At 61.2% G+C, this 23907-nt stretch carries 27 protein-coding genes; 10 read left to right on the top strand and 17 right to left on the bottom strand.

The window, feature by feature from the left end; genetic code table 11:
• Positions 1 to 3: 3 nt before the first annotated feature.
• From PGC08_RS15515 to idi, 10 genes are read right to left on the bottom strand one after another with little or no spacing between them, the layout of a single operon-like run.
• Positions 4 to 831 carry an SDR family oxidoreductase gene (locus PGC08_RS15515; protein WP_009884240.1) on the bottom strand — a complete coding sequence of 276 codons (828 nt, stop codon included), beginning with the start codon at positions 829 to 831 and terminating at the stop codon, positions 4 to 6.
• On the bottom strand, positions 828 to 2327 hold the full coding sequence (locus PGC08_RS15510) for a cryptochrome/photolyase family protein (RefSeq protein WP_271708835.1): 1500 nt from the start codon (positions 2325 to 2327) through the stop codon (positions 828 to 830). Before PGC08_RS15510 ends, PGC08_RS15515 begins: the two co-directional genes overlap by 4 nt.
• On the bottom strand, positions 2327 to 2809 hold the full coding sequence (locus PGC08_RS15505) for a TspO/MBR family protein (protein WP_271708834.1): 483 nt from the start codon (positions 2807 to 2809) through the stop codon (positions 2327 to 2329). The genes PGC08_RS15510 and PGC08_RS15505 overlap by 1 nt, the downstream gene beginning before the upstream one ends.
• Before the next feature lie 30 nt (positions 2810 to 2839).
• The gene (locus PGC08_RS15500) at positions 2840 to 4420 is read right to left on the bottom strand and encodes an FAD-dependent oxidoreductase (protein WP_271708833.1); all 1581 of its coding nucleotides are present in this window, start codon (positions 4418 to 4420) and stop codon (positions 2840 to 2842) included.
• Positions 4417 to 4740, bottom strand: coding sequence for a lycopene cyclase domain-containing protein (locus PGC08_RS15495; protein ID WP_096162948.1), 324 nt, complete (start codon positions 4738 to 4740; stop codon positions 4417 to 4419). The genes PGC08_RS15500 and PGC08_RS15495 overlap by 4 nt, the downstream gene beginning before the upstream one ends.
• Positions 4730 to 5083 carry a lycopene cyclase domain-containing protein gene (locus PGC08_RS15490; protein WP_193069700.1) on the bottom strand — a complete coding sequence of 118 codons (354 nt, stop codon included), beginning with the start codon at positions 5081 to 5083 and terminating at the stop codon, positions 4730 to 4732. The genes PGC08_RS15495 and PGC08_RS15490 overlap by 11 nt, the downstream gene beginning before the upstream one ends.
• Complete coding sequence (locus PGC08_RS15485; RefSeq protein ID WP_271708832.1) at positions 5080 to 5646, bottom strand: cytochrome P450; 567 nt, start codon at positions 5644 to 5646, stop codon at positions 5080 to 5082. Before PGC08_RS15485 ends, PGC08_RS15490 begins: the two co-directional genes overlap by 4 nt.
• Entirely contained in the window at positions 5643 to 6293 is a 651-nt protein-coding gene (locus PGC08_RS15480) for a hypothetical protein (RefSeq protein ID WP_271708831.1), read from the bottom strand. Before PGC08_RS15480 ends, PGC08_RS15485 begins: the two co-directional genes overlap by 4 nt.
• Positions 6294 to 6304: 11 nt before the next feature.
• Positions 6305 to 7369, bottom strand: a complete 1065-nt coding sequence (locus PGC08_RS15475; RefSeq protein ID WP_271708830.1) for a polyprenyl synthetase family protein — start codon at positions 7367 to 7369, stop codon at positions 6305 to 6307.
• On the bottom strand, positions 7362 to 7922 hold the full coding sequence (gene idi, locus PGC08_RS15470) for an isopentenyl-diphosphate Delta-isomerase (protein ID WP_271708829.1): 561 nt from the start codon (positions 7920 to 7922) through the stop codon (positions 7362 to 7364). Before idi ends, PGC08_RS15475 begins: the two co-directional genes overlap by 8 nt.
• 112 nt (positions 7923 to 8034) lie before the next feature.
• On the opposite strand from idi, the gene PGC08_RS15465 reads away from it, so the two are divergent.
• Positions 8035 to 8550, top strand: coding sequence for a MarR family winged helix-turn-helix transcriptional regulator (locus tag PGC08_RS15465; RefSeq protein WP_226823666.1), 516 nt, complete (start codon positions 8035 to 8037; stop codon positions 8548 to 8550).
• 110 nt (positions 8551 to 8660) lie between these two features.
• On the opposite strand, the gene PGC08_RS15460 is transcribed toward PGC08_RS15465, so the two are convergent.
• Together PGC08_RS15460 and ku are read right to left on the bottom strand one after the other, a co-directional pair.
• Positions 8661 to 8861 carry a CsbD family protein gene (locus PGC08_RS15460; protein ID WP_193069702.1) on the bottom strand — a complete coding sequence of 67 codons (201 nt, stop codon included), beginning with the start codon at positions 8859 to 8861 and terminating at the stop codon, positions 8661 to 8663.
• A 66-nt stretch (positions 8862 to 8927) separates the two neighbouring features.
• On the bottom strand, positions 8928 to 9812 hold the full coding sequence (gene ku, locus PGC08_RS15455) for a non-homologous end joining protein Ku (RefSeq protein WP_271708828.1): 885 nt from the start codon (positions 9810 to 9812) through the stop codon (positions 8928 to 8930).
• 124 nt (positions 9813 to 9936) lie between these two features.
• On the opposite strand from ku, the gene PGC08_RS15450 reads away from it, so the two are divergent.
• Positions 9937 to 12444 (top strand): ATP-dependent DNA ligase, encoded by a 2508-nt coding sequence (locus tag PGC08_RS15450; RefSeq protein ID WP_114384882.1) that lies wholly within the window; start codon positions 9937 to 9939, stop codon positions 12442 to 12444.
• A gap of 191 nt (positions 12445 to 12635) precedes the next feature.
• Positions 12636 to 13529, top strand: a complete 894-nt coding sequence (locus tag PGC08_RS15445; protein WP_009884215.1) for an SDR family oxidoreductase — start codon at positions 12636 to 12638, stop codon at positions 13527 to 13529.
• A 68-nt stretch (positions 13530 to 13597) separates the two neighbouring features.
• On the opposite strand, the gene PGC08_RS15440 is transcribed toward PGC08_RS15445, so the two are convergent.
• Entirely contained in the window at positions 13598 to 14107 is a 510-nt protein-coding gene (locus tag PGC08_RS15440) for a flavin reductase family protein (protein ID WP_009884214.1), read from the bottom strand.
• 299 nt (positions 14108 to 14406) lie between these two features.
• Here PGC08_RS15440 and PGC08_RS15435 point away from each other — a divergent pair, with 299 nt between their 5' ends.
• Positions 14407 to 14823: a ChaB family protein gene (locus PGC08_RS15435; protein ID WP_009884213.1), complete on the top strand. Its 417-nt coding sequence runs from the start codon at positions 14407 to 14409 to the stop codon at positions 14821 to 14823.
• A 27-nt stretch (positions 14824 to 14850) separates the two neighbouring features.
• On the opposite strand, the gene PGC08_RS15430 is transcribed toward PGC08_RS15435, so the two are convergent.
• The 3 genes from PGC08_RS15430 to PGC08_RS15420 form a co-directional block, all read right to left on the bottom strand.
• On the bottom strand, positions 14851 to 15444 hold the full coding sequence (locus PGC08_RS15430; RefSeq protein WP_101584724.1) for a helix-turn-helix domain-containing protein: 594 nt from the start codon (positions 15442 to 15444) through the stop codon (positions 14851 to 14853).
• Between the two features lie 59 nt (positions 15445 to 15503).
• On the bottom strand, positions 15504 to 16490 hold the full coding sequence (locus PGC08_RS15425) for a malate dehydrogenase (RefSeq protein WP_271708827.1): 987 nt from the start codon (positions 16488 to 16490) through the stop codon (positions 15504 to 15506).
• 398 nt (positions 16491 to 16888) lie between these two features.
• Positions 16889 to 17743: a glycerophosphodiester phosphodiesterase gene (locus PGC08_RS15420; RefSeq protein WP_271708826.1), complete on the bottom strand. Its 855-nt coding sequence runs from the start codon at positions 17741 to 17743 to the stop codon at positions 16889 to 16891.
• Between the two features lie 163 nt (positions 17744 to 17906).
• Between PGC08_RS15420 and PGC08_RS15415 the strand changes: the two genes are divergently transcribed.
• Together PGC08_RS15415 and PGC08_RS15410 are read left to right on the top strand one after the other, a co-directional pair.
• Positions 17907 to 18431 (top strand): PadR family transcriptional regulator, encoded by a 525-nt coding sequence (locus PGC08_RS15415; protein WP_271708825.1) that lies wholly within the window; start codon positions 17907 to 17909, stop codon positions 18429 to 18431.
• Positions 18428 to 18805, top strand: a complete 378-nt coding sequence (locus PGC08_RS15410) for a hypothetical protein (protein WP_271708824.1) — start codon at positions 18428 to 18430, stop codon at positions 18803 to 18805. The genes PGC08_RS15415 and PGC08_RS15410 overlap by 4 nt, the downstream gene beginning before the upstream one ends.
• Before the next feature lie 50 nt (positions 18806 to 18855).
• Here PGC08_RS15410 and PGC08_RS15405 read toward each other — a convergent pair whose 3' ends face one another.
• Positions 18856 to 19974 carry a magnesium and cobalt transport protein CorA gene (locus PGC08_RS15405; protein ID WP_271708823.1) on the bottom strand — a complete coding sequence of 373 codons (1119 nt, stop codon included), beginning with the start codon at positions 19972 to 19974 and terminating at the stop codon, positions 18856 to 18858.
• Positions 19975 to 20130: 156 nt separating this feature from the next.
• Here PGC08_RS15405 and PGC08_RS15400 point away from each other — a divergent pair, with 156 nt between their 5' ends.
• From PGC08_RS15400 to PGC08_RS15385, 4 genes are all read left to right on the top strand, one after another.
• Positions 20131 to 21399 (top strand): CDP-glycerol glycerophosphotransferase family protein, encoded by a 1269-nt coding sequence (locus tag PGC08_RS15400; RefSeq protein ID WP_271708822.1) that lies wholly within the window; start codon positions 20131 to 20133, stop codon positions 21397 to 21399.
• 108 nt (positions 21400 to 21507) lie between these two features.
• Positions 21508 to 21897, top strand: a complete 390-nt coding sequence (tagD, locus tag PGC08_RS15395) for a glycerol-3-phosphate cytidylyltransferase (protein ID WP_096157468.1) — start codon at positions 21508 to 21510, stop codon at positions 21895 to 21897.
• Between the two features lie 118 nt (positions 21898 to 22015).
• Positions 22016 to 22846: a CDP-alcohol phosphatidyltransferase family protein gene (locus tag PGC08_RS15390; RefSeq protein WP_164743353.1), complete on the top strand. Its 831-nt coding sequence runs from the start codon at positions 22016 to 22018 to the stop codon at positions 22844 to 22846.
• On the top strand, positions 22843 to 23766 hold the full coding sequence (locus tag PGC08_RS15385) for a glycosyltransferase family 2 protein (protein ID WP_271708821.1): 924 nt from the start codon (positions 22843 to 22845) through the stop codon (positions 23764 to 23766). The genes PGC08_RS15390 and PGC08_RS15385 overlap by 4 nt, the downstream gene beginning before the upstream one ends.
• The last annotated feature ends 141 nt before the right edge of the window (positions 23767 to 23907 follow it).

Genomic DNA, 23907 nt, shown 5'->3' with positions numbered 1-23907 from the left:
ACCTCAGTTTAGGCGCGCCGGCGCGGGATCGCGTAACTGGTGCCGGTATCCGTCTCGAAACGTTGGAAAATCCAACGATCCGATGAAGTGACGGAGCCGAGTGTTCTCAATCCGTCTTCCCACCTCGGACTCTTCCGTCAGGTCTGGCGGAGGCGAGACGTTCAGCGAGGAGGCCAGGAATCCCACGACCTCGCCCAGCTGAACTGGACACGAGTCCGCAGCATGTAACAGCTGCGGCGGGTCAGAAGTGAACAGGAGAGCTTCCAAGACTCGGATGAGATCTCGGTAGTGAATGCGATTCGTCCACCGTCGGTAGTTCACTGCTCGGCCGGAGAGGACTCCGTCGACGAGGCGAGAACCCTCGCGACCATAGATCCCGGCGGCCCGAACGATCGAGGCGGAAGGGAACGTGCTGCGAATCAGATTCTCTGTCTCCCAGAGAGAGCGTGCAGGACCCGACTCAGGCCGGGGCACAGTGTCCTCATCAGCGGTCTCGCCAGGCGACGCACTGCCGAGGACCCGAGTCGAGGACACGAGGATCACCCGCTTGGGCCGGGACGTCAGGATGCTGATCAGACCCTCGACTCCACGGCGATACGTCTGCTCATAACTCGCATCGGAATAGTCATCGGGAGTCAGCGTGATGACCACTGCATCGATGCCGTCGATGGTGGTGTCACCGGGGTTGCCGAGGTCCACCGCAAGCGTTTCGAACGAGCCGGGAAGCTGCTCGGGGTGCCGGCGTGCACCGACGACCTCATGGCCGCTTCGCACCAGCCGCAGGCCCAGACGAGTTCCGAGATCACCACATCCTGCCAGAAGCACCTTCATGATCGGACCGCCTTCGTATCGTCATCGCCTGCGGACACAGTTTCTGCGGACACAGCTCCTGCGGACATATTCTTCATCCGATCGTAGGCACTCAACGCGGCCTGTCGGGAATCCGCGAGGTCAACGATGGGAGCAGGCGCCGCTGCTGGGGGATACGGAAGCCAGTCGTCGACGTAGGCGCCATCGGGATCGAAGCGTTCGCGTTGGCGTTCGGGATTGAAGACTCGGAAATAGGGAGCGGCATCGGCTCCGCTTCCCGCGACCCACTGCCAGGAGACCGGATTGTTGGCCTCATCGGCGTCGACGAGAGCATCCCAGAACCACTGCTCACCGCACCACCAATGCTGGAGGAGGTTCTTGGTGAGAAAGCTCGCCGTGACCATCCGAACTCGATTGTGCATCCACCCGGTCTCCCACAGCTGGGCCATGCCGGCATCGATGAGTGGATAGCCTGTGGCCCCCGACCTCCAATGGGCCAGAGCCTCATCGTCGTCTTCATAGGGGAAGTTTCGGAACTCACGCCTGATCGGCGTGTAGTCGATGTCGGGGTAGTGATAGGTCAGATGCCAGGAGAATTCGCGCCAGTAGAGCTGACGGACCCATGCTGCGCGGTCGTCTGGGGTGACGGACCTTGTCGTCTGGGCGGCGTGGAGGAGCTGCCGCGGTGACAGTTCTCCGAACCGCAGCCTCGGCGAGAGTCGAGAGGTGCTGTTGGCATCCGAGGGAACATCCCTGGTAGAGCTGTAGCCGTCGATGCCCACCGCCAGATCGTCAAGCTGGTCGGCAGCGGCCCGGGTTCCCGGCAGCCAGTGGCAGGCGATGGTGTCCTGCCACCATCGGGGGCCGTGGACTGCAGCGAAATGCCCTGAACCGGTCCCTGTGCCGTCGAGGAGTCCCAGTCCGTCGAGGTCGGTTACGGCTGTGCAGTCTCGCGCGGATTCCACCAGGGACCGGTCGATTGGTGACTGTGGTTCGGGCGTCGGCAGCACGTCACCGACCTCGCGTCCTGACACGGCTTTCCAGAACGGGGTGAAGACCTTGTAGTGGTCACCACCTTGAGGTGCGGCCGTCCAAGGTTCGACGAGGAGAGACCCGGTGTGGGAATGGACAGCGAGGCCCTGCTCGTGGAGTACGGTCTTGATCTGGCTGTCGAGAGCCCGGGAGGCGGGGGCGTAACGGCGCGACCACCGGACCGCGCCGACGCCGAGGCTGCCGGTCAGCTGCGGAATGATCGCAGCCGCCTCTCCTGCAGCGAAGAGCAGAGGAATTCCCAGATCAGAGAGTTCTTGGTGGAGAATTGCCAACGATTCGTGCGCCCACCACCGGCTGGCCCCGCCCAGTGGTCTTGGCCCCAGTCCCTGACTGTCGCGAGCCTCACGAATCCACACGGCGATGACGCGGCCATCGGCACGCGCCGCAGTGAGTGCTCCGTGGTCACTCACGCGCAGGTCATCACGAAACCACACCAGAGTGAGGTCCTCGTCGGTCGTGCCCATCAGCGACCGCTCGGATTGAGACGCAGGATCTCCGCGTTGAGAACTGTCGCGAATCCCACCCACGCCGCGTACGGTGCGAGCGCTGCAGCCGACACCCGATCGACTTTGGCAGCCTTCGTCAGCAGTCTCAGCGTCGATGCTTCCAATACGGCCGAGGTGAGGAGAGAGGCATCCGAACGCCGAGCGGAGAAGAACAGCCAACTCCATGCAACATTGACTGCCATGTTCGCCCCCAACTCACCCAGATACGCTCGTCGGTCCCGACTGTTCGGCAAGCGGTTCAGAACGCGGCCCGATGCTAATCCTGTCAACGAATACAAGGTTGTCCACGCGGGCCCGAAGACCCGGCCCGGTGGTTGCCATGCAGGCTTCTTCAGGTTCGAATACCAATCAGAGTCGACCTTCGTGCCGAGTGCACCGAGCGTGGCTGCTCCGGCACAGACAGCCGACGGAAGGATGAAGCGTTTCCAGTCAGTGCTCATGAGTTCCTCTCTGTGATTCGCAGTGATGTCTCATCCACCTAGCCTGCCCAGCACCCCGCGCCCCAGGCGCACCAGGCGCCTGAGCGCGCCGCGTCTCAGCAGTCCGCGAGTCGGTGGTGACCACAGCGGGGTTCCTTCGACCCTCCACGAGGCGAGAAGATGATTGGCCGCCATATAACCGGTCGTCGCGGCCCGTTCCATGAGTGCCACAGGCAAGTCGCAGCGCACATAGTCACCGGCGATGACCAGACCCGGAATCGGGGTGGCAGCTTCGGGCCGCTCATCCCAGGGGCGGGTGTCCGTCAACGCGCAGTCTGCTTCGATGAGCAGCTCCTGGTCCACGATGGGCAGATGGGCGGTTTCGGGGTAGACCTGATGCAAGTCCGAGAGCAGACGGGTCACGATGCTTGCCCTGTCCCGCTCAGAAGGGTCAGCGCCGATGTCGAGCGCGTAGGCGTGAAGTTCCAGAACCGAACCGTTGTGGGACTGCGCCCACCGGCTGGCACCGTCCTCGAAGCGTTCGAGCACCGAGACATTGTCGAGGACGTCATATCCGCTGGTGCCCAAAAACTCCGGCCGATGGTCAGCCACGGGTGCACCGAGCCAGAGACGAAGCACCGCGAAGGCGGGTGCGTTGGTCAGCGAGTCGACATTCTCCAGCCACCCTTGCGCGGCTGGAGCGGTGCGTACGATCGAGTCGCGGCTGGCTGTCAGCAGCTCACGAGCTCGCGCGGGATCGGCGGCGAGGACAACTGCATCGCCGTGGACCTCCTGGCGCTCGGTCGACACCATCCAACCCGACGAGGTGGCTTCAAGCGAGGTCACCATCTCCCCGGTGCGGATCTGCACACCGATTTCGGTGAGATAGTCGGCCAGTGGGGCCCAGAGTGCGGTGTCGTAGTCATCGACGGGGACGTCGAAGAGCAGGCCCTCTGCCGATCCGGCGAAGTAGGTGTGGAACATGGCGATGAGCTCACCGGCGGAGAAATCTTGCGGATCGGCGAAGAAGGAGCGTGCGAACACCTCAAGAGCCAGATGTCGGGCTTCGTCGGGGAAGCGCAGCCGGTCGAGGAAGTCGGCGGCGGACTCACCATCGTAACGTCGATAGGTGGCGGGAAACTCGACGTCGATGAGTTCAACCGCAGCCGGGATGTCGACATCGAGGAGCCGGCGGAGGGGAAACGTCGGACTCTGCCAGACGAACCCGAGGAGATTGAACGGTGGAGTCCGGGGGATCGAGGCGAAGGTGTCCGTGGAGCCTCGGCGATGGCGGAGGGGGTAGTCGTCGACGGGCTGCAGGCGGTGAAGCTCGGGATCTGCCCGACTGAGCAGATCGCGAAGGTTGTAGTACTGCCGAAAGAATGCGTGGAATCCTCGGCTCATGGTCCGATCGTCACCGACCGGCCATGCGCCCACACGCCCGCCGAGGTGGTCCTCGGCCTCAATCACAGTGACCTTGACGCCGTGTTCGGCGAGGATCGTGGCCGCGGCCAATCCCGCGATGCCCCCGCCGATGACCGTGACCCGTTTGGGTCTGAGGGGGTGAAGACGTCCCTGCGGTGCGGGAATGTACTGCGCACGTCGATCTCTGGGTCGTGGTCCAGATGTCATTCGGTGCCCTTCTGCAAACGATTGAGCTGCCATTGCCACACCATGAGCACGGAGGTGATCATGGCGAACCCGAATCCGAAGTCTTCGATCGGGATATCCCAGGGGAAGCGCACATTCAGGAAGTGGGACGGGTTGTAGATGACGATGGGATCGCTCAGTTTGGTCAGCCAACCGTCGACCAGACATTGGAATCCCAGACAGATGGCGAGCGCGACCCAGTACTTCGCGCGGCGGAAGATCCCGCTGCGAAAGACGAAGGCCTCGAGCCCGATGACGACCAGCATCCCGATGATCGTCATCAGCGTGTATTCAGGCACCATCGTGGCCTCCTTTCCGGCTCTTGGCCTTCTTCGCGAAGAATTCGAGTACGGTGCCCACCGCTTCGTAGCTGAGCAGGGCGCAGATGGGAATGACGATGAAGAAGACGATCTCTTCCAACGGAAGGTCGCCGAGGTGGATGCCGGTGACGTACTTCGGGTTGTAGGTCCAGTGATCGCGGGCAATGGCGACGATGTCCCAGAGTGAGAAGACGAGGACGAGCGGAATGAGAGATCCGATCAGGACCTTCCAGCGTCGATACACCCTGGCGGAGAAGACCAGCTCCAGGGGAAGTGTGATCAGCAGGCAGGCGCCCATCAGCGCCAGGTATTCGAATGAGCTCATATCGGCTCTCTCGTGGTTGCTGGGCGCGACCTGTCCATCAGGCTCAGGTCCAAGCCCCGCAGGCGATACCCCTCGATGAGGTTGTCCCAGCTGATCGAGGGCTCACGGAGGATGCGGGGTCGACGGGCCAGCAGCGGGTGCAGGAGGGCATCGGTCTCGAAGAGTGCCAATGATTGGCCGGGGCATTTGTGTGCTCCGTCGCTGAAGCTCAGTCCTGCTGCGGGCGTTCCCTGCTTCAGCTTCCGTCCCGGGCATGCCGTATCCGGGTTCGCCCCCATTGCCAGTGGATCGGCGTTGGTCTGCTGCACGCACACGTCGATGAGATCGCCTTGGGAGATGGTGTGTACGCGGCCGTCGTCGGTGATGTCTATATCGGTCTGTGCTCGCCGGTAGAGGTGGCCGACCACCGGGTCGAGACGGATGATCTCCTCCAATATCGCCAGCCTGTCCGGTTGTGTTGCCTCACGATATGTGCGGCCCAACTCGTCGTTGGACAGCAGATGCCAACACGCCATGGAGATGAATTCGCGAGTGGTGACCATGCCGGCAGTGCCATAGGTCATGCATTCGACCAGGATGTCGGCAGTGCCGTATCCGGCATCAAGGAGATGCGAGAGGACATCGTCGTGTCGCTGTGCACGACGGGCCCGGATCGCGGGGCGCACATCGGCGGAGTAGAACCGCACAATCGGGACGAGTCCGTTGATGGCGGCCTGCATCCATTGCCGAGGTGTGCGTCCATCGATGGGGCGGAGAGGTCGACCGGGGGCTGTTTGAAGAATCCGACGAGGCGTTTGGACATTCCGGCGACGGATGACTCGGTCAGGCCCACCACCGTGGCGGTGACCTCGACCGAGTAGGCCAGAGCAATGTCGTCCACGCGGCATGTGCCCTCCGCGACGGCGCCGTCGACGACTGTCTGAGCACGGTCGCTGATGAAATCTCCATACTTGGCCGAAACCACGGCAGGGGCGAAGAACCGAGCGACCTCCCTACGTTGCCCATCATGGTCATCGCCATCGGAGATCAGGATCGGATGATGGCGAAAATAGCCCCGCGGGATCTTTTCGGCGGTGAAACCGGCCTGCGTTGTCTGCTGCCGGGCACGCAGCACCTGTCGAGCCGCTTCGAATGACCGGATTCTCCACATGTTTCGGTCATAGTCGATGCCCGGTCCAGTCTTCTCATCGTCGCGGACGGCTTTGCGCATGGGCATCGAGTTCATGCGGTGCGGCGGTTGCAGTCGGAGCTCAGCTCGACGAGCTGAGTGCTCAAGGCGGTAGGCAGGCCCGCATCGCGGATGAGTCGGTGGAGGTCCTCACAGCGTGCGGAGATGATGGATTCGACGAACACGAGTGCACCTGATTCCTCGATGACGTTCCGCAGGCGATGACCATCGGCGGTGCTCAGCGTCCTATCCCCGAAGAGGGCACGGACCTCGGCCCAGGACGGATCAGAGCGTGCGAATGCGATGAGCAGTGTCTCTTTGCCCTCGCGGAGGTCGCTGAACGTGGACTTTCCCGTCACCCGTTCGTCCCCGAACAATCCGAGGACGTCGTCGCGCAGCTGGTAGACCACGCCGATCTGTGCAGCGATGGCGGCCAGCTTGGCAGTCAGGGTGCTGCTGGCACCGGCCAGAACGGCCGCGATGAGCAGGGGCGCCTGGAACGAGTACACGGCGGTCTTCTGCCCGGCCATCTCGAGGACCTCCTGGGAACACGTCTCTTCCAGATGGAGGCTCAGCCACACATCGGAGTGTTCTCCCGCGGCACTCTGGAACAGCGTGTCATCGAAGATGTCGAGGATGGCGCGGCGTTTGGCGTCGTCGATATCGAGTCGGGCCAGCAGAGAATGGGCGAGGGTGAGCATGAGGTCACCGCCCAGCAGTGCTGTTGCGTCTCCCCAAGTGTGAGCCTCACGCCGGCCGGCGCCGCGGTGCATGGCATCGGAGGCGAACTCTCCGGAGATGTTCGCCTCACCACGGCGGACGGTGTCGTTGTCGATGACATCGTCATGGATGACGAGTGCGATGTGCAGGAGCTGCATGGCACACGCCGCGTCGACGGCGGCTGCCTGGTCGCCTCCGCCCAGACCGCGATGTGCGTCGATGAGCAGCCGCGGTCGGATCAGCTTGCCGCCCGTGGCCATTCGCGTCAGCGACTCCCAGAGCTGCCCGTACTGTGCGGAGACGCCGCGCGACCGGTGTCGTGCGTCCGTGAGCACCTGTACGAGTCGGTCCTGGAACGAGAACGCGATGTCGTCGAGTGAAGTGATCGAATCAGTCATTGTGGCCCGCTCCCTCTTTGAACCCCGACTCGGTGATGTGCTCTGCGGCACGGGGTGCAAGTTCGGGGAAGTGCTCGACCAGCCACGGGCTGAATGCCCATGGTGCCGAGTCGATCGCCGCTGCCAGCTCCGCGACCGTTGTCCACTGAGTCTCTGCCACCTCGGCGGGATTGGGTGTCAGTGAGGATGTGGCTCGGGCGATGAAGACGGGGCAGTGTTCGTTCTCTTCGATTCCGGAGGCATCACGGGCGACGTAGGCGAAGTCGGGGATGGCGCAGGTGATGTGATCGATGCTCAGTCCCAGCTCGAATTCGGAGCGGCGACGGACTGCTTCCTCAAGGGTTTCGTCGGGCGCGGGGTGGCCGCAGAAGGAATTCGTCCACACTCCCGGCCACGTCTTCTTCGACAGTGCGCGCCGCGTGACGAGAAGTCGGCCGCGTCCATCGACGACGTGGCAGGAGAATGCCAGGTGTCGTGGGGTGGAGAGGCCGTGGACTTCGGCCTTGGCGCGGACACCGATGGGGTCTCCGGTGTGGTCGACGAGAACAACCATTTCCACTGTTTGAACCCACTTTCGTTAGCCAGGCGAGAGATTAAATCTAGCATAGCAACGGTATGCTGTCTTCGTGTCGAGCGCAGAGCAAAGAATCCACAAGGATTCAGAATTGAAGTACTTTTCGAACGATCCCGAGTTCTCCGATCGTTCGCAGCTTTCGCAGTCCGAAATCACGCAGTGCATGTCCGTCATGGAGGCGCTGCACCACTGGCGGGAAGCAGATCGGGCACTGTCGGAGGCGTCCAGGCGGTTCATGCGTCTCAACGAGAGCGACATGCGTGCCATCCGAATGCTCATGCAGGCGCAGAAGCAGGGGCTGGTCATCACGCCGAAGGACATTGCTCATGAGGTGGGAATCTCCAGTGCGTCGACGACGAAGCTCATCGACCGACTCGTCGCGGCAGGCCACCTGACTCGCGCACCGCATCCTGAGGATCAGCGAACGATCTGCATCAATGTGACTCCACAGACAGCTCAAGCGGCACGCGAGACGATCGGCCGCCAACACTCGCGCCGCTTCGCTGCCGCTGCCGCCATGAGCAGCGAAGAACGCGAGGTCGTCGTCCGGTTTCTCACGGCACTGGCCGAAGCCGACGAACCGCAGGGAGATCTGACCGCGCAGTGAGCTGGTAACACAGCGACTGCGTCGTCGACGACACCACCGCCCCGCTTGAGATACACATAGGAATGGGAGCGGCAAAGAACTGCCGCTCCCATTCTCAGACCATGTGCGGCTCAGCGCTCAGGGGAGTCCTTGAGCGAGTTGGCGACGCCTTGAACGGCGTCCTTGGCTTTCGCGCCAGCCTGTTTGCCTTTGGCCTGGGCCACGTCGGCCTTTCCCTCAGCCTGGAGAGATTCGTCATCGGTGGCCTTGCCGGCAGCGGCTTTCGCCTTGCCCTTGAATTCTTCGGCCTTGTGGGAGTTCTCGTTGCTCATTGATCTTCCTTTCGGTTGGGCAGCAGGTCCTGCCCCATGCGATGCGCAACACCACTTTGAGCGTTGTTAGCCGGTCTTCTTCGTTTCGCCCTTCTTCAAGGAGGACGAACTCTTCTTCGAACCGGCCTTCTTCGCCCCGGAACCACTCGAGCTCTTCTTCTTTGAGCGCGAACTGTCCACGGACTTCTGCAGAGCCTCCATCAGGTCGATGACGTCACCGCCAGGCTCTTCGTCCTCGTCTTCGTCGGGAAAGGCCTTCTCCAGGTCCAGGGTCTCGCCCTTGTCGATCTTGGCATCGATGAGTTTGCGCAGTTCGTCCTGGTAGTCGTCGTTGAACTCCTCCGGCGTGAAGTCCTCCGAATACGAGTCGACGAGTTTGGCCGACATCTCCAGTTCCTTCTTGGAGATCTTCGCCTGCGAGTTCACTCCCTTGAAATCCACGTCGCGGATCTCATCGGCCCACCGCAGCGTCTGGATCATGAGCACTTTTCCGCTGACTCGCAGGATCGCCAGCCGTGTGCGGGTACGCAGAGTGAGTTTCACTATGGCTGTGCGGTCGGTGTCTTCAAGGGTCTGGCGCAGCAGCAGGTAGGCCTTCGGCGTCTTCGACGTCGGCTCCAGGAAGTACGACTTCTCCAGCATGATGGGATCGATCTGATCGTTGGGCACGAACTGGAGGACGTCGAGGTCGTCATTCTCATCGGCGGGCAGGGCCTCGAAATCGTCCTTCGTGAGAATCACGCGATTGTCGCCATCGTCGTAGGCCTTGACCATATCCTCGTACTCGACGACCTTCCCGCACTCCTGACAACGGTGCTGATTGCGGATGCGCCCGCCGTCCTTCTCATGTACCTGGTGCATGTTGACGTCATGGCTCTCGGTGGCCGAATACAGCTTCACCGGAACGTTGACGAGCCCAAACGCAATCGATCCGGTCCAAATGGCTCTCATCCCTCCATTGAAGCCCAGTCTCAGAACCTTGGCCCCCCGCAGGGCTCCATCGCCGAGGTTCTTCCTCCGCTTCTCTCGTTCCCGCCGTCGCGAGCGAGTAGCGTACACGGAACAGGAGGTATCCATGTCAGGTCATGAACAGAAGGTCACCGTCGACGGGCATCGGTTGACACTGACCAATCTCGACAAGGTCTTCTATCCGGAGACGGGCACGACCAAGGGTGAGGTGCTCGACTACTACGCGCGCATCCATGAGCATCTGATCCGGCACGCCCATGATCGCATCGCCACCCGCAAACGCTGGGTCGACGGCGTCGGCACCCCCAAGAAGCCGGGCAAGGTGTTCTTCGAAAAGAACCTGCCCGAATCTGCCCCCTCGTGGATCGCCTGCCGCTCCATCCGTCACTCCACCGGGTCCAAGAGCTACCCGCTGGTCCAGGATCGTGCGACTCTGACCTACCTTGCGCAGATGGCGTCACTCGAGATCCACATTCCCCAATGGCAGGTCGCGAAAGGCTCGTCTGACCCCGGCACCATCGACTCGACGAGCCGGCACCCGGACCGCATGGTCTTCGATCTCGACCCCGGTCCGGGACGTGGTTTGGCTGACTGCGTCGAGGTCGCCCAGTTGGTGAGAGAACTGTTGACCGGAATGAACTTGGACGTCTACCCGGTGACCAGCGGCTCCAAAGGAATCCACCTCTATGCGCCGCTCGACGCCACTGCAACGAGTCAGCAGATTTCAGATGTCGCCCACGAGTTGGCACGCAGTCTCGAATCCGATCACAAAGACCTCGTCGTTTCAGCGATGAAGAAGACGCTCCGTGAGAACAAGGTGCTCATCGACTGGTCCCAGAATTCGGCAGCGAAGACGACGGTCGCACCCTATTCGCTGCGCGGCCGGTTCACTCCCACCGTGGCGGCACCACGCACATGGGACGAACTCGACGACCCGGATACCATCGAGCAGCTGCGCTTCGAAGTGGTGCTCGACAGGATCGACGACCTCGGCGACCTGCTCGAACCGTTGGCGAAAACTTCGGGGGAGTCGACGAACCCATCGCTCACCTCGGCAGCACCCCGCGACCGCCTGGACATCTACCGATCGAAGCGTGACCCGAAGCGCACCAGTGAACCGGTTCCCGACAGCCACGGAGCCAGCGGGGACGAGCTCACCTTCGTCATCCAAGAACACCACGCCAGCTCGCTGCACTGGGACTTCCGGCTCGAACACGAAGGCGTGCTGGTCTCCTGGGCGCTGCCGAAAGGGCCTCCCACCGACCCGAAGCACAACCACCTGGCGGTCCAGACCGAGGATCACCCCCTCGAATACGGAAGCTTCGAGGGCACGATCGCGAAGGGCCAATACGGTGCCGGTGAGGTCACGATCTGGGACTCAGGGACCTACGAGCTTGAGAAGTGGAAAGAGGGCAGTGAGATCATCGCCGTTCTCCACGGAGCCGCCGATGGCGGACTCGGAGGAGTGCGACGATTTGCACTGTTCAACACCGGCGAGCACGGGCCCAACAAGGAACCCGAAAAGAACTGGATGATCCACTTGACCAAGGACTCGTCCAAGGACTCATCCAAAGGTTCGCCGAGGCGGGGCGCCCTTTCGTCCGCACCTGAAAATTCCGAGCACACCATGTCCGAACCGGCCGAGCCCACCGACCTGGCTCCGATGTTGGCCAGCATCGGAGACATCGATGCCGTTCGCCGACAGACCGAGGACTGGGCGTTCGAAATGAAGTGGGACGGCATCCGCGCGCTCGCCTCCGTGCGTGCCGGCATGCACGATTCGTCCGGGTCCATCGCGCTGACCAGCCGCAACGGCCACGACATGACGGAGACCTACCCCGAACTCATCGAGCTCGCCGCGTGCGTGGACGTCGATTGCGTCCTCGACGGTGAGATCGTGGCGCTGGGCCCGGACAGCCGTCCTGACTTCGGGCGTCTGCAGCGCAGAATGGGCCTGACTCGAGAGCGCGACATCGCCCGAGAACGCGAGCGCACCCCAGTGCATCTGATGGTCTTCGACGTATTGCACGCCGACGGTTCCTCCCTGCTGAAGTCCACATATGTCGACCGCCGCGAACGACTGAGCGAACTCGTCACCGAGGGCAAGCACATCCATGTGCCCTCCGCGATCGAAGGAACCATCGACGAGGCGATGCAGGCCAGCCGCGACCTCGAACTTGAAGGGGTCATGGCGAAGAAGACCGACAGCATCTACCTGCCGGGCAGGCGAACCCACACCTGGGCGAAACTCAAACATTCCTCCACTCGCGACGTGATCATCGTCGGATGGCGCACCGGCAAGGGAGAGCGCTCCGAGGCCTTCGCCTCCCTGCTGCTGGCGGCTTATGACAAGGGCGAACTGGTCTATCTGGGCCGCGTCGGTACCGGTTTCGACGAGCACCAGCTGCGAAAGCTTCGGGCCAAGCTTGATCAGCTGACCAGGAAGACGCCACCACTGGATGTCCCGTCCGCGGAATCGCGCGATGCCCAGTGGGTGCGGCCCAGCCTCGTCAGCGAAGTCCAATACGGAGGAATCACCGAGGCGGGTCGTCTCCGCCATCCCGTGTGGCGCGGGCTGCGGGCCGACATCGACCCCAAGGAGGTCATAGCCTAGGCCAGCCGCGTGTCGAGCATGCACGCAACGCCGACCACGTCGGTCTTAACAGGGGTTACGAGACTCGCTGGAGACTGTTAGCGTGGCGACACCGGGACGGTGCCGAAGTTTCCCAGAGTATCGTGCTGATCGAGAGCGAAACGAGTCTGATCCTCGCGCACGCAGGATCAGCCGAAAGGGGATCAACGCTCATGAATGATCAACTGACTTTTCAAGATCCGGTGAAACGATTTCCGGATATTTCCCCGCCCAAACAGGATCAGCCTGAGCCAGGTCTGGATGTCGAACTGGTTCCTGGGACTGACCGTGGTGAGCAGAGTTATCGCGGGACGGGCAGGCTCAAAGGCCGCAAGGCACTGATCACCGGAGCTGATTCCGGCATCGGTGCGGCAGTCGCCATCGCGTTCGCTCGCGAAGGAGCCGACGTCGCACTGTCATATCTGCCGGCCGAGGAAGATGACGCCCGCCATGTCTGCGACGTCATCCGAGAAGCCGGTGTCAACGCAGTGGCACTGCCCGGTGACCTCACCGACCCCGACTACTGCCAACAGGTCGTCCATGATGCGGCAGACGGCTTGGGTGGCCTCGACGCCCTGGTGAACAATGCCGGACGACAGATCGCGGTCGAAGAGATAGAAGATCTGACCGACGAGCAGTGGGGCACCACCTTCGAGACCAACATTCGTGCCATGTTCCGTGTGGTGAAGGCGGCTGTGGGCTATCTGCCCGCGGGCGCAACGATTGTGAACTCAACGTCCGTTCAAGCATATTCTCCCTCCACGCACCTCTTGGACTATGCATCGACGAAGGCTGCTATCAACAACTTCACCAAGGGGTTGGCCACACAGCTGGCTCCCCGCGGAATCCGAGTCAATGCCGTCGCACCCGGTCCGATCTGGACACCGCTGCAGGTCTCTGACGGGCAGCCGAAGGAAGCACTTCCCCACTTCGGGAAGAACACCCCGTTAGGGCGAGCCGGTCAGCCGACGGAACTCGCCCCGGCATACGTGTTTCTCACGTCATCGGAGTCCAGCTACGTCCTCGGCGAGACCCTCAACGTCAACGGGGGTCAACCTACGCCCTGACCACCACTGATGAGGGGATAGTCACGGTCATGGTCCACGGTGCCGCTGCAGTCAGATCTTTCAGAGCATCATAGGTGGATTGCCCGTGAGTCATTATCGCGGCCCGGTGGAAGGTCGCCGATGTGGGACAGTCGCAGGGGCGTGAATGTTCCTGTGGTCTCGCTCGAGATCACCCGAGCGGTGATGGCGACGTGGTCTCCTCCGTCGTCGAGCATGGTGATGCGCTCAACGACCAGTCGATTGGGCAGAGCGCTGAGCAGTGGCACTCCCTGCTCGGTGGGGTCGACATCGAGTCCGCGGAACTTGTCAGTGTCCTCACCAGAACGGGCACCGAAGCGCTGAGCCATGGCGAGATCGTCGACAGTGAGGAAGTGGATTGCGAAATGGGTAGCCCGCAGACTCACCTGATAGGTGTGGTTGGCCTTCGACAGCCAGAAGCCGTACTGCTGAGGGGACATGCTCGACTGCGAGTGGAAACCCACCAGGCAACCGGCTTGTTCGTTCTCCACTGCTGTGGTCACTACGATCAGACCTGCATCCGCGGACACCATCAGATCGTTGAACGTTTCCTCATCCATGACGAATCCTCTCTGTGACATTCTGATGCAGCACAAGGCCGAGAAATGTTTTCGCCCCGACGGCGGTTCACAGGTTTCCACGTTCCGCGCTGTCGTCGTGCGTTAAACGTACGCCCCTGCCCGACGGCAGACAATAGTCATTGGCCCGGAACCATTCCGGCCGGTCGCAGAACACCGACGATGGTCGCGAAGCGATAACGCAGCCGAGGATGTGCGGCACGGCTCCTGACATGTGAAGGTGATCTGCGTTACCGTCGGGATAACCGTGACACCCACGTACGTGAGGAGATGTGGTCACTATGCCGAAGATGAGCAGTTCAGGAGTCCCGAAGAAGTCAGAGCTTCCGGCGACCCTGCGACATTCGGATGCCAAGGCTCAGCGCACCTTTGCCAAAACCTATGACTCCGCCATGGAGGAATACGACGACGAAGAGCGCGCTCACCAGGTGGCCTACGATGCACTGAAACATACCCACGAAAAGGTCGGCGATAAGTGGGAGCCGAAGTCCACACCTGGTCCATCCGACGCGCAGGCCAAGGGTGGGAAGAACACCGAGCGCCCAACTGCAGGTGGGGTGGATGCGACGGCGACGAAGGACCACCTCTACCAGCAGGCGACTCGGCTGAAGATCCCCGGACGATCGAAGATGACCAAGGGCGAACTCGTCGAAGCATTGGAGCGCGAAAGCAACCGGCTGACGAAGAAGAACGCCTGAAGCCCGTCCAACGCCTGAAGCCCGGCCTCAGAACACCGGGGGAGTCATGGTGGCGATGATGACCGCCTCGGCGTCGCCGACGACACGGAACCAGTGCGGCTGGTCGCCCTGGTAGGTGATGCTGTCGCCGGCGTCCAGGGTGTACCCGTCCTCGCCGACCTGGAAATAGCAGGTTCCCTCGAGGACGAAAAGGCATTCCTCGGCGCGGTGATGATTGAAGGGAACGGACTCGTTGGAATACCCCGCCGGGATCCGTGCCTTGAGCACCAACAGCTGTCCGTTCATCGTCGGAGTCAGCAGCTCATAGACGAGGCCGCGATCGGTGACCTGCAGCTGTCGACGTTTGTCGGCGCGGACCACACGATTGTCGGCAGGTTCCCCTCCCGAGTCGAAGAAGCGTCCGACGGGCACATCAAATGCCTTGGCGATCTTGAGCAGGGTGAGATAGGCAGGGTTGCCGCGGCCACGTTCGATCTGGCTCAGCAGTCCCTGACTGACCCCAGCCACGCGGCTGAGGTCAGTCAGAGTCATCCCGGCCGATTCCCGCAGCCTGCGGATGAGCGCACCCATGTACTCCACACTCGGCTCAGCCGCAGTCGGCGGGGCATTCTCGGCGCTCATGGGAACCTTCGGTCACAGGGACATGTGAAGCCGAGAATATCAGGCCCGGAGACGTGATCTCAGATCAGCCCGAGGCCGGTCACGGTCTCACGCTCAGCGGCAAGCTCAGCCGTGGTGGCGTCGATCATTCTGCGGCTGAAGTCGTTGATCTCCAGTCCCTGCACGATCTCCCAGTTCCCGCCCGAGGTCGTCACGGGATAGGAGCTGATCAGTCCCTCCGGCACACCGTAGGAACCGTCGGAGACCACAGCCATCGAGGCCCAATCGCCTTCGGGTGTGCCGTGCAGCCAGTCGCGGGCGGCGTCGATCGTCGCCGCAGCGGCAGAGGCCGCCGAAGAGGATCCACGAGCCTCGATGATTGCGGCACCGCGCCCAGCGACCGTGGGGATGAGATCGTTCTCGATCCAGCCTTGGTCGCCGATAACCTCGGCAGCATTCTTCCCGCCGATCTCCGCATGGAAGATATCGGGATACTGGGTCGCCGAATGGTTGCCCCAGATCGTCATCTTGGAGATGTCGCCGACCGGCACCTCGGCCTTCTTGGCCAGCTGTGCCAACGCCCGGTTGTGGTCCAACCGGGTCAGCGCACTGAACCGTTCGGCGGGGATGTCGGGCGCATTGTGCATGGCGATGAGCGCATTGGTATTGGCCGGATTCCCGGTCACGCCGATGCGGACATCGTCGGCGGCGACTGCGTTGAGGGCCTTGCCCTGGGCGGTGAAGATCGCACCATTGGCTTCGAGGAGGTCGCTGCGCTCCATGCCCTGAGACCTGGGCCGAGCCCCGACGAGCAGAGCGAGGTTGACGCCGTCGAAGATATGCTCGGCAGAATCGCCGATCTCAACCGAGTCGAGAGTGGGAAAGGCACAGTCGTCGAGTTCCATGACCACACCTTCGAGGGCGGGCAGGGCCGGTGCGATTTCCAGCAACCGCAGCTGAACTGGAGTCTGGGGGCCGAAAAGTGCGCCGCTGGCAATGCGGAAGAGGAGACTGTAGCCGATCTGGCCGGCCGCACCGGTGACGGCGACTTTGATGGGAGTATTCATAGGATGTGTTCCTTAGCTGTGGCGGGATTTGCCGCAGGCGATGCGGGCTGTCCTCTCATGCGAATAGAACCGTTACGGTCATCGGCGTGGATGTGCGCAAAGGCGTTCTTTCTTCTTCGAAGACGCCAAGAACGTCACATCAGCGAGGAGGACGCCGAGCGGCAGGACGAGGGGTCGACTTCCTTGTTGAGGCCCGTCAAGGTCGCTAGCGGCATCGCTGCGTTGGACGTCACTGCAACTTCTTTACAGAGAAGTTGGTGACGAACCGATTATATCGGCTCTCTGTCACGGGCCTTCGCGAAGGGGTCATATTGTGTCTTCGCATCCCTAGTTCGCAAACACCTGGTGGCCCTGACGCTGGTTCGAAGTGACCACGCCAGGGCCCACCACAGTCTCGGTCAGTTCGTCCAGGCGTCGTCGGTGAAGTACCCGTCGATCCAGCCGGGCAGACGGTGCCCGTCCTTCGCGGTCGCGAGGGTGTAGGGCGCAACGTGGAAGCCAGCCTTGTCGAGTTTGCGCAGGTCCCGGGTCGGCAGGTTCTTGCTGGGTCCGACCCATTCGATGCCGGCATCTGAGATCTCGTCGAACGATTCCGTCGGCAGCGTAGATCCCATGAGGTAGAGCGAGGTGTAGCCGCGCTCGGCGATCGTCTCCGCTGCCTCGAAGTCGAAGGACTGGACGATGAGTGAGTCCTTGAGTCCACGTTCGTCGAAGACGTCGAGAACCTGGTCGACCTCCGCCGAGGTGGCCCCTGGCTTGATCTCGGGAACCATGACGACTTCCCCGCCGAGTTCGTCGAGCGCCTCATCGAGGGTGACCGTCTCCGCTGGTTCTCCACCCTGTGGGTGCTTGATGGTCGCAGCGTCCCATTCCTCGCGGCTGAGGTCGCGGATCGGTCCGCTGGCGCCGTTGAGGGTGCGGTCGGCGGTGTCGTCGTGGATGAGGACCGGGGTGCCGTCTTCGAGGAACTGGATGTCCATTTCGGGCAGGAACCCGTCCTTCGCCGAGGCGGTGAGACCTTCCATGGACTCCTCCGGGTAGACGTCGGCGCCGCCTCGGTGGGAGATCGTGGTGGGGAATTCGAGTTCAGAGACCTGATCGGGCGCACCGAACTCGGACTCCGACGGTGAGCCGAGACTGTGAGCGGAGGCGGCAGAGACGCCTGTTCCAAGGGTCACAGCAGCGGTGAGCACTGCTGCTGCGAGGATCGTGGAGGAACGGGGACCGGTGATTTTCGCTGAGTGTGTATTCACCCTCGCGACGCTATGGGCGCCAGGTGAGCTTGTGGAAAAGGTGGGATGAACGTCCGAACGAGATCAGACGAAGAGGGAGGAAACGAGGATTGCCGGACCATATGCGGGGCAAGATTGTGGGCGAAGTGCGCTCGTCGATATATCTATGAGATATATTGTGTGCATGCAGTTCCTCATCCTCGGCCTTCTGCTGGATGGCCCGCATTCCCTCTACGACGTCCACAAGCGCTTCACCGGAGGGATTTCGCTGTTCTACGCGGCGAGCTTCGGAAGCATTCAGCGTGCGCTGAAGCAGTTGGAAGAGCACGGCAGGGTGACGGTGGAGAAGGCAGCAGATTCCCGGCGCAGAAAGAGGCTCTACAGCAGTACTGTGCAGGGACGAGAAGCGTGGCATCAATGGATGCTCTCGCCGATCATAGGGTCGGATGTTGACCAGATGATGTTGTCGAAGATCTTTCTGCTCGGTCATCTGCCCCCGAGTGAGAGAAGCGAGTGCATAGCGCTGATCCGCATGCGAGTTGGCGAGGAAGCGAACGCTCTCGGCGAGTTGGCGGACCGCCTCGACGACCAAGCGGTGCCGATCGAGCTTCGCGAGATCTACCGCTATCAGCGCGCAACGCTGAACCACGGAATCGGTAGGAGCTCTCTCACGCTGGAGTGGCTCGATGAGCTGGAGATGAACTCATGACATCTGCTGCTCTGGCTGTTGCGCTCGCCGTGCTCTGTGCGCTGGCCGTTCTGCAGGTTCTGGTCATCTTCGGTCTGCCCTTCGGGGTGGTCGTTTGGGGCGGCCAGCATCGCGTGCTCCCTGGTCGGCTGCGTCTGGGCAGCACCGTGGCAGTCATCCTGTACGCAGGGTTCGCCGCTTTGCTTCTCAGCCGCAGCGGAGTGCTGCCGGGCAGTGTCAACGCGGCAGTGATTGTTCTGACGTGGGTGCTGTTCGCCTTCTTCGCAGTGAGCGTGGTGGGAAACTTGGCTACCCGCAGCAGTGCGGAGCGTTGGACGATGACTCCGGCAAGTGTCGTGCTCGCCGTGGCAACATTTGTCATCGCCGTCGAGTGATGTGACCTGAGGCGATATGCAGACAGGCCCGGCCAGACCAGTTCAGCCGCTCACATCCACTTCTTCATTCTGAATACGGTGTAGAGGACTACCCCGAGTCCGACCATCAGGCCCAGTGCCATCGGATATCCGAAGGCCCAGTGCAGCTCGGGCATATCGTCGAAGTTCATGCCGTAGATCGCACCGATGAGGGTGGGAGCGAAGAGGATCGCGGCCCACCCGGAGATCTTCTTCATGTCTTCGTTCTGACGTTGCGCGACTAGGGTGGAATTGACGTTGAGGATCTGTGACAGTGCTTCCCGCAGCTCGGCAGCTTCAGCGAGGACGCGAGTCAGATGGTCGATGACATCGTCGAGGTAGGCCTGCAGCTCCGTTGGGATCGCATACTTTGCGGCGCCATTGCCCAACCTCTGTGTGAGTCGGTTGAGGTGGGTGGTGGTGTGCAGGACGTCGATGACTTCTTGGCTGAGCAGATAGATCCGCTCGGCTGCGGCAGTGTCTCCGCTGAAGACCTGGCGTTCGATTCCGTCCTTGTCGTCTTGGAGCCCGTCCAACACCGGGAAGTAGGTGTCGACCGCAGTGTCGAGGAGTCGGTAGACAAGGGCTTCTGGGCCGAGCGAAAGCAGCTCCCGGTCAGAGGTCCACTGGCGGTCCTCGCTGTTGAAATAGGCATCCATATCGTCAGCACGGTCCGGGATCGGTGTCCCGTCGATGAACCGATCATCTTGGCAGATGATGACGAGGACACTGTCCTTCATCAGCAGATGGAACTCCTTGAACTCAACCTCTTCGGCCGAGTCGACGTAGACCGCTGATTTGAGGACGACGAACAGCACATCGTCGTAGCGGTCGACCTTGGGACGCTGATTTGCATGGAACAGGTCCTCGACGAGGACCGGGTGCAGCTCCCACGCCGAGGCGATCTCCGCGAGCAGCTCGGGCGTGGACTTGGGGATGACGACCTGGGTGAATGACGCCGTAGTGAGGGCCTGGTCCGCCGGCTGCTGGGTCAGAGCTTCAGCGAAGGTCGACGAGACCGATAGCTTGCTAGGCTCACTGTCGATGATGCGGCGACTGAGCAGGACCGGCTTCTCAGATTCGCGAAGGGCACCAGTGCTGCGCTTGCGCTTGGAGATCGGTTCGGACTTGTGCCTGCGTACTCGTGCCATGGTGAATCTTTCGGTCGACTAAGACTCAAACGTAGCCGAGGTGATGGTTCGAGTGCACGAAGCTAGCGTGGTCACTGCGATTTAGTCCGTGCGCTGATTGATCTCGGGCATGACCGATGTTCATTCTCTACACATCTGCCCATGCACAATAGTCCTATGACAACTCTTCCGGATGACCTCTCCCACCAAGCGATCAAAGGGGTCAACTTCGCCCAGTCAGCGGCCAAGCTCGGGGCGCGAAAATTCCGCGACCGGATTCAGGAATCACGACTTCCTAGTGAATTCTATCCACAAGCGACGGACGAATTCGTGGCTGCCGCGTACTTCGGCGTGGGAATGGATTCGGTCTATCAGCTCGAACAGTGGATCTGGCCGTTCGAACAGTTGGAAGCTGATCTGAAGAGTTTAGGATTCGGCGACTACCCGTTCGGGATCATCGTCCGCAGTCCTATTGTCGCGAAGCATCTGAGTAAGGTCACGCATCTCCCGGTTCGCTTCTCGCGTCTGACTAGAGGTCTCGATGACTTCATGACTTCGTCATCTCTGAGAGCAGTCTTCTACGTCAATCAGGGCACTCCGAACTTCCAGGCACTGCGCTATCCTGGCCCGGCCCACGTTCATCTCAGCCATGGTGAGAGCGAGAAGATTTCGATGATCTCCAATCAGCTCAAAGCTTACGACTATGTCTTCACCGCGGGAGAAGCAGCCAGAGACCGCATTGAGCGAACTTTGTTCGGCATGGAAGTCGAGAACATGCTCGATGTCGGTCGACCGCAGCTCGACCGGCCGCGTTCGATTCCCGATGTGTGGCGTGAGTTCGACGCAACCGCAGCAGACGGGCGAGTGGTTTTCTTTGCCCCGACGTGGGAGGGCGATTCCGAAGCAATGGCCTATGGGTCACTTGTCCACAATGGTGAGGCAGTCGTCACGAGTCTGCTCGACGCTGGTTATCGAGTGATCTTCAGGCCGCATCCTCGTACCGGGGTCATGAATCATGATTTCGCCAAAGCGCTCGAGGCCATCGAGGACATCATTGACTCCGATCCACGTGCGCTGCTTGATCGGACGCCTGATGTTTCCTGGCAGTTCGACATCGCCGATGTCGCTGTGGCCGAAGTGTCGTCCGTGGCCTATGACTGGCTGTCGTCGAAGAAGCCACTGGTCATGGTTGAACCGCATAATCCGGGCGCCGAGGTGCTCGCGGGCGGGCTCCTCGACAGTTGCCCGCGACTTCGACCGGAGGGCGGCGATGACATCGTCGATCTTATCGCGCAGGCTGAAGCACAGAATGATGCGGCTGCGAGGCTGAGTGACCACTATCTGGGAGACACCGCACCTGGAGCGCAGATCGCTCGATACGTCGAGTCCAGCAAAATCGTCATTGAACGAAGGACAGAGGAACGCCGGTTGAAACTGGAGGCGTGAGACACATAACAAATCTGTGGCGATTGGTAACAGAATGGTAAACTGCCGCTGAACTGTTGCTTCCGCCTGCCTGCCCACTGGGCCCTATACGTTTGGATGGTTACCTCTATGCGACGAGTCATCACCTATGGCACGTTCGATCTTCTCCATTATGGCCACATCCGCCTTCTCCAGCGTTGCAAGGAGCAGGGCGACTACCTCGTCGTTGCTCTCTCCAGTGATGAATTCAACGCAGGCAAGGACAAGAAGTCCTACTTCTCGTACGAAGAGCGTAAGCACATGTTGGAGGCGATTCGCTACGTCGATCTCGTGATTCCTGAGGACAACTGGGAACAGAAGGTCACCGATGTCGAGAAGTACCACATCGACACATTCGTCATGGGCGATGACTGGGAAGGGAAGTTCGACTTCCTCAAAGACAAGTGCGAAGTCGTCTACTTGCCGCGCACTCCGGAGATCTCAACGACGCGGATCAAGTCGGAGCTCGGCAAACCCTGACGTCTCAGCAGTCTTCTGCGCACAGGCCACCCCTGCGTGTTCTCAGGGGCATCTGAAGTGCCCACAGTAGACTGCCTCCAATGACCTAACACTTGCCTAGAACCAGAGAGGAGCGGGTGTGTCCACTCGGAAGCCACAGAGCCACCCGACCTTGTCTGAGCTTCGGGCCAAGGCTCAGCCGATCGAAGTCCGCAGCAGGAAGAACGCAGAACATTGGAGTGCGCAGCTTTATCTGCGTCATATCTCCATCTATTTCACGATGATTCTGGTTCGTACCCGTATCAGCGCGAACGGTGTCACCGGTTTGATGATTGCTGCTGGTTGGTGCATCGCGGCCAGTCTCTTGATCCCGGGGATCTGGGGGGCTGTCCTGGCGGTCTTCTTCTCGCAGGTGCAGATGTACATCGACTGCTGCGACGGCGAAGTCGCCAGATGGCGTGGCACCAGCGGAGCCAAAGGAGTCTTCCTCGATAAGGTCGGTCACTACACCACGGAGGGCCTCGTCGCCGTTGCACTGGGTATCAGAGCCATGGGGGAGTGGAAGGGGTTGAGTGAGAACCCTGGAGGAACTTATCCGTACTTGCTGGCCGGCACGGTTTTGGCTGGTCTTGTCCTGCTCAACAAAGCTCTCAACGATATGGTTCACGTTTCCCGAGCGTTCAACGGACTGGACAAACTCGCGGACTCTCAAGCAGCCACTGCGCTGAATCCAGGATTTGTGGCAAAGCTCAAACGGGCAGCACGATTCCTCCCATTCCATAGGATCTACCATTCGGTCGAGATGTCACTGCTGGCATTTGCCGCCAGCATCGTCACCGCTGTGGCAGTCCCGCTCGGTGCGAAGGAACTCTTCGGCGAGCAGTGGCTCGTGGTGATCCTGGTGCCGTTGTGCCTGTTGTCGGTCATCGGACATTTCATGTCCATCATGGCCTCGAGGAGACTGTCATGAGCGATAAGTCGAGAATCCTCAATCAGCGATTCGAATCGACTCGGAAGTACACCTTCGGCGTCGTCGTCCTCTCGCAGGGAAAGCGTCTTGACGATCTGAATCGTGGATTCCAGACGCTCCTCGCACAGAAGGGCGTCGAACTCGACATCGTGTGTGTGGGCAACGGCTGGGAACCAGAGGGAATTCCTGCCGGAGTCAAGAAGCTCGCGCTTCCTGAGAACTTGGGTATCCCAGCAGGCCGGAACGCCGGAGTGCCACACGTCGACGGCGAATTCCTGTTCTTCCTCGACGATGATGCCTGGCTTCCTGATGACACGACACTGATGCGCATGGCTCAGCTCATGCGCACCAAACCGAAGATCGGACTGGTCCAACCGCGAGTGGAGGAGCCCGGGGGACCGGAAGCACCGAAGCGATGGATTCCTCGATTGAGGAAAGGTGAAGCCGACCATTCCTCCAACGTGTTCTCTGTGTGGGAAGGCGCTGTCTGCATGCAGCGCAAGGCTTTCGACGAGTGTGGAGGTTGGCCCGCACCGTTCTGGTACGCCCACGAAGGAATTGAATTGGCTTGGCGTGTATGGGACGCCGGCTACACCGTCTGGTACATGGGCGATGTCGCTGTGGCGCACCCGGTGATCGATCCCAGGCGACACGACGAGTACTTCTACATGAACGCACGCAACCGAGTATGGCTGGCCAGGCGAAATCTGCCGTGGCCTTTCAATTGGGCCTATGTTGCTTCGTGGACCATGATGCAGTGCCTGAAATGGGCAAACAAGCCTGAGCAGCTCAAGCCTTGGTTCACAGGTTGGAAGGAAGGCTGGAAGCTCGACCCTTGGAGCGACGAAGAGGAGCCTCACAAACTGTCCGGTCGTGGAGTCCTGCGAATGTCTCGGCATGGACGGCCCCCAATCATTTGAACAATGGGGACCCGGCCATGTGGTCTGAAATGAGCTGACTTCCGACTGATTTCGGAAGCACAGTGGAGGCGACGAGAGCCAGGCTTATCCACTTCCCCACCCCCTGATGCACTTACAGACAGCGACCGCAGTCGGGTCCTC

The organism is Brevibacterium sp. BDJS002 (assembly GCF_028201555.1).
GTDB classification, from domain to species: Bacteria; Actinomycetota; Actinomycetes; order Actinomycetales; family Brevibacteriaceae; genus Brevibacterium; species Brevibacterium aurantiacum.
Note: the sequence above shows the minus strand (reverse complement) of the source record. Positions and strands in the feature narration are given on the sequence as shown.

Excerpts from the sequence above, each read along its gene's own strand:
- PGC08_RS15515 (WP_009884240.1), bottom strand. The coding sequence starts at position 831 with ATGAAGGTGCTTCTGGCAGGATGTGGTGATCTCGGAACTCGTCTGGGC.
- PGC08_RS15510 (WP_271708835.1), bottom strand. The coding sequence starts at position 2,327 with ATGGGCACGACCGACGAGGACCTCACTCTGGTGTGGTTTCGTGATGAC.
- PGC08_RS15505 (WP_271708834.1), bottom strand. The coding sequence starts at position 2,809 with ATGAGCACTGACTGGAAACGCTTCATCCTTCCGTCGGCTGTCTGTGCC.
- PGC08_RS15500 (WP_271708833.1), bottom strand. The coding sequence starts at position 4,420 with ATGACATCTGGACCACGACCCAGAGATCGACGTGCGCAGTACATTCCC.
- PGC08_RS15495 (WP_096162948.1), bottom strand. The coding sequence starts at position 4,740 with ATGGTGCCTGAATACACGCTGATGACGATCATCGGGATGCTGGTCGTC.
- PGC08_RS15490 (WP_193069700.1), bottom strand. The coding sequence starts at position 5,083 with ATGAGCTCATTCGAATACCTGGCGCTGATGGGCGCCTGCCTGCTGATC.
- PGC08_RS15485 (WP_271708832.1), bottom strand. The coding sequence starts at position 5,646 with ATGACCTATGGCACTGCCGGCATGGTCACCACTCGCGAATTCATCTCC.
- PGC08_RS15480 (WP_271708831.1), bottom strand. The coding sequence starts at position 6,293 with ATGCGCAAAGCCGTCCGCGACGATGAGAAGACTGGACCGGGCATCGAC.
- PGC08_RS15475 (WP_271708830.1), bottom strand. The coding sequence starts at position 7,369 with ATGACTGATTCGATCACTTCACTCGACGACATCGCGTTCTCGTTCCAG.
- idi (WP_271708829.1), bottom strand. The coding sequence starts at position 7,922 with ATGGTTGTTCTCGTCGACCACACCGGAGACCCCATCGGTGTCCGCGCC.
- PGC08_RS15460 (WP_193069702.1), bottom strand. The coding sequence starts at position 8,861 with ATGAGCAACGAGAACTCCCACAAGGCCGAAGAATTCAAGGGCAAGGCG.
- ku (WP_271708828.1), bottom strand. The coding sequence starts at position 9,812 with ATGAGAGCCATTTGGACCGGATCGATTGCGTTTGGGCTCGTCAACGTT.
- PGC08_RS15450 (WP_114384882.1), top strand. The coding sequence starts at position 9,937 with ATGTCAGGTCATGAACAGAAGGTCACCGTCGACGGGCATCGGTTGACA.
- PGC08_RS15445 (WP_009884215.1), top strand. The coding sequence starts at position 12,636 with ATGAATGATCAACTGACTTTTCAAGATCCGGTGAAACGATTTCCGGAT.
- PGC08_RS15440 (WP_009884214.1), bottom strand. The coding sequence starts at position 14,107 with ATGGATGAGGAAACGTTCAACGATCTGATGGTGTCCGCGGATGCAGGT.
- PGC08_RS15435 (WP_009884213.1), top strand. The coding sequence starts at position 14,407 with ATGCCGAAGATGAGCAGTTCAGGAGTCCCGAAGAAGTCAGAGCTTCCG.
- PGC08_RS15430 (WP_101584724.1), bottom strand. The coding sequence starts at position 15,444 with ATGAGCGCCGAGAATGCCCCGCCGACTGCGGCTGAGCCGAGTGTGGAG.
- PGC08_RS15425 (WP_271708827.1), bottom strand. The coding sequence starts at position 16,490 with ATGAATACTCCCATCAAAGTCGCCGTCACCGGTGCGGCCGGCCAGATC.
- PGC08_RS15415 (WP_271708825.1), top strand. The coding sequence starts at position 17,907 with ATGCAGTTCCTCATCCTCGGCCTTCTGCTGGATGGCCCGCATTCCCTC.
- PGC08_RS15410 (WP_271708824.1), top strand. The coding sequence starts at position 18,428 with ATGACATCTGCTGCTCTGGCTGTTGCGCTCGCCGTGCTCTGTGCGCTG.
- PGC08_RS15405 (WP_271708823.1), bottom strand. The coding sequence starts at position 19,974 with ATGGCACGAGTACGCAGGCACAAGTCCGAACCGATCTCCAAGCGCAAG.
- PGC08_RS15400 (WP_271708822.1), top strand. The coding sequence starts at position 20,131 with ATGACAACTCTTCCGGATGACCTCTCCCACCAAGCGATCAAAGGGGTC.
- tagD (WP_096157468.1), top strand. The coding sequence starts at position 21,508 with ATGCGACGAGTCATCACCTATGGCACGTTCGATCTTCTCCATTATGGC.
- PGC08_RS15385 (WP_271708821.1), top strand. The coding sequence starts at position 22,843 with ATGAGCGATAAGTCGAGAATCCTCAATCAGCGATTCGAATCGACTCGG.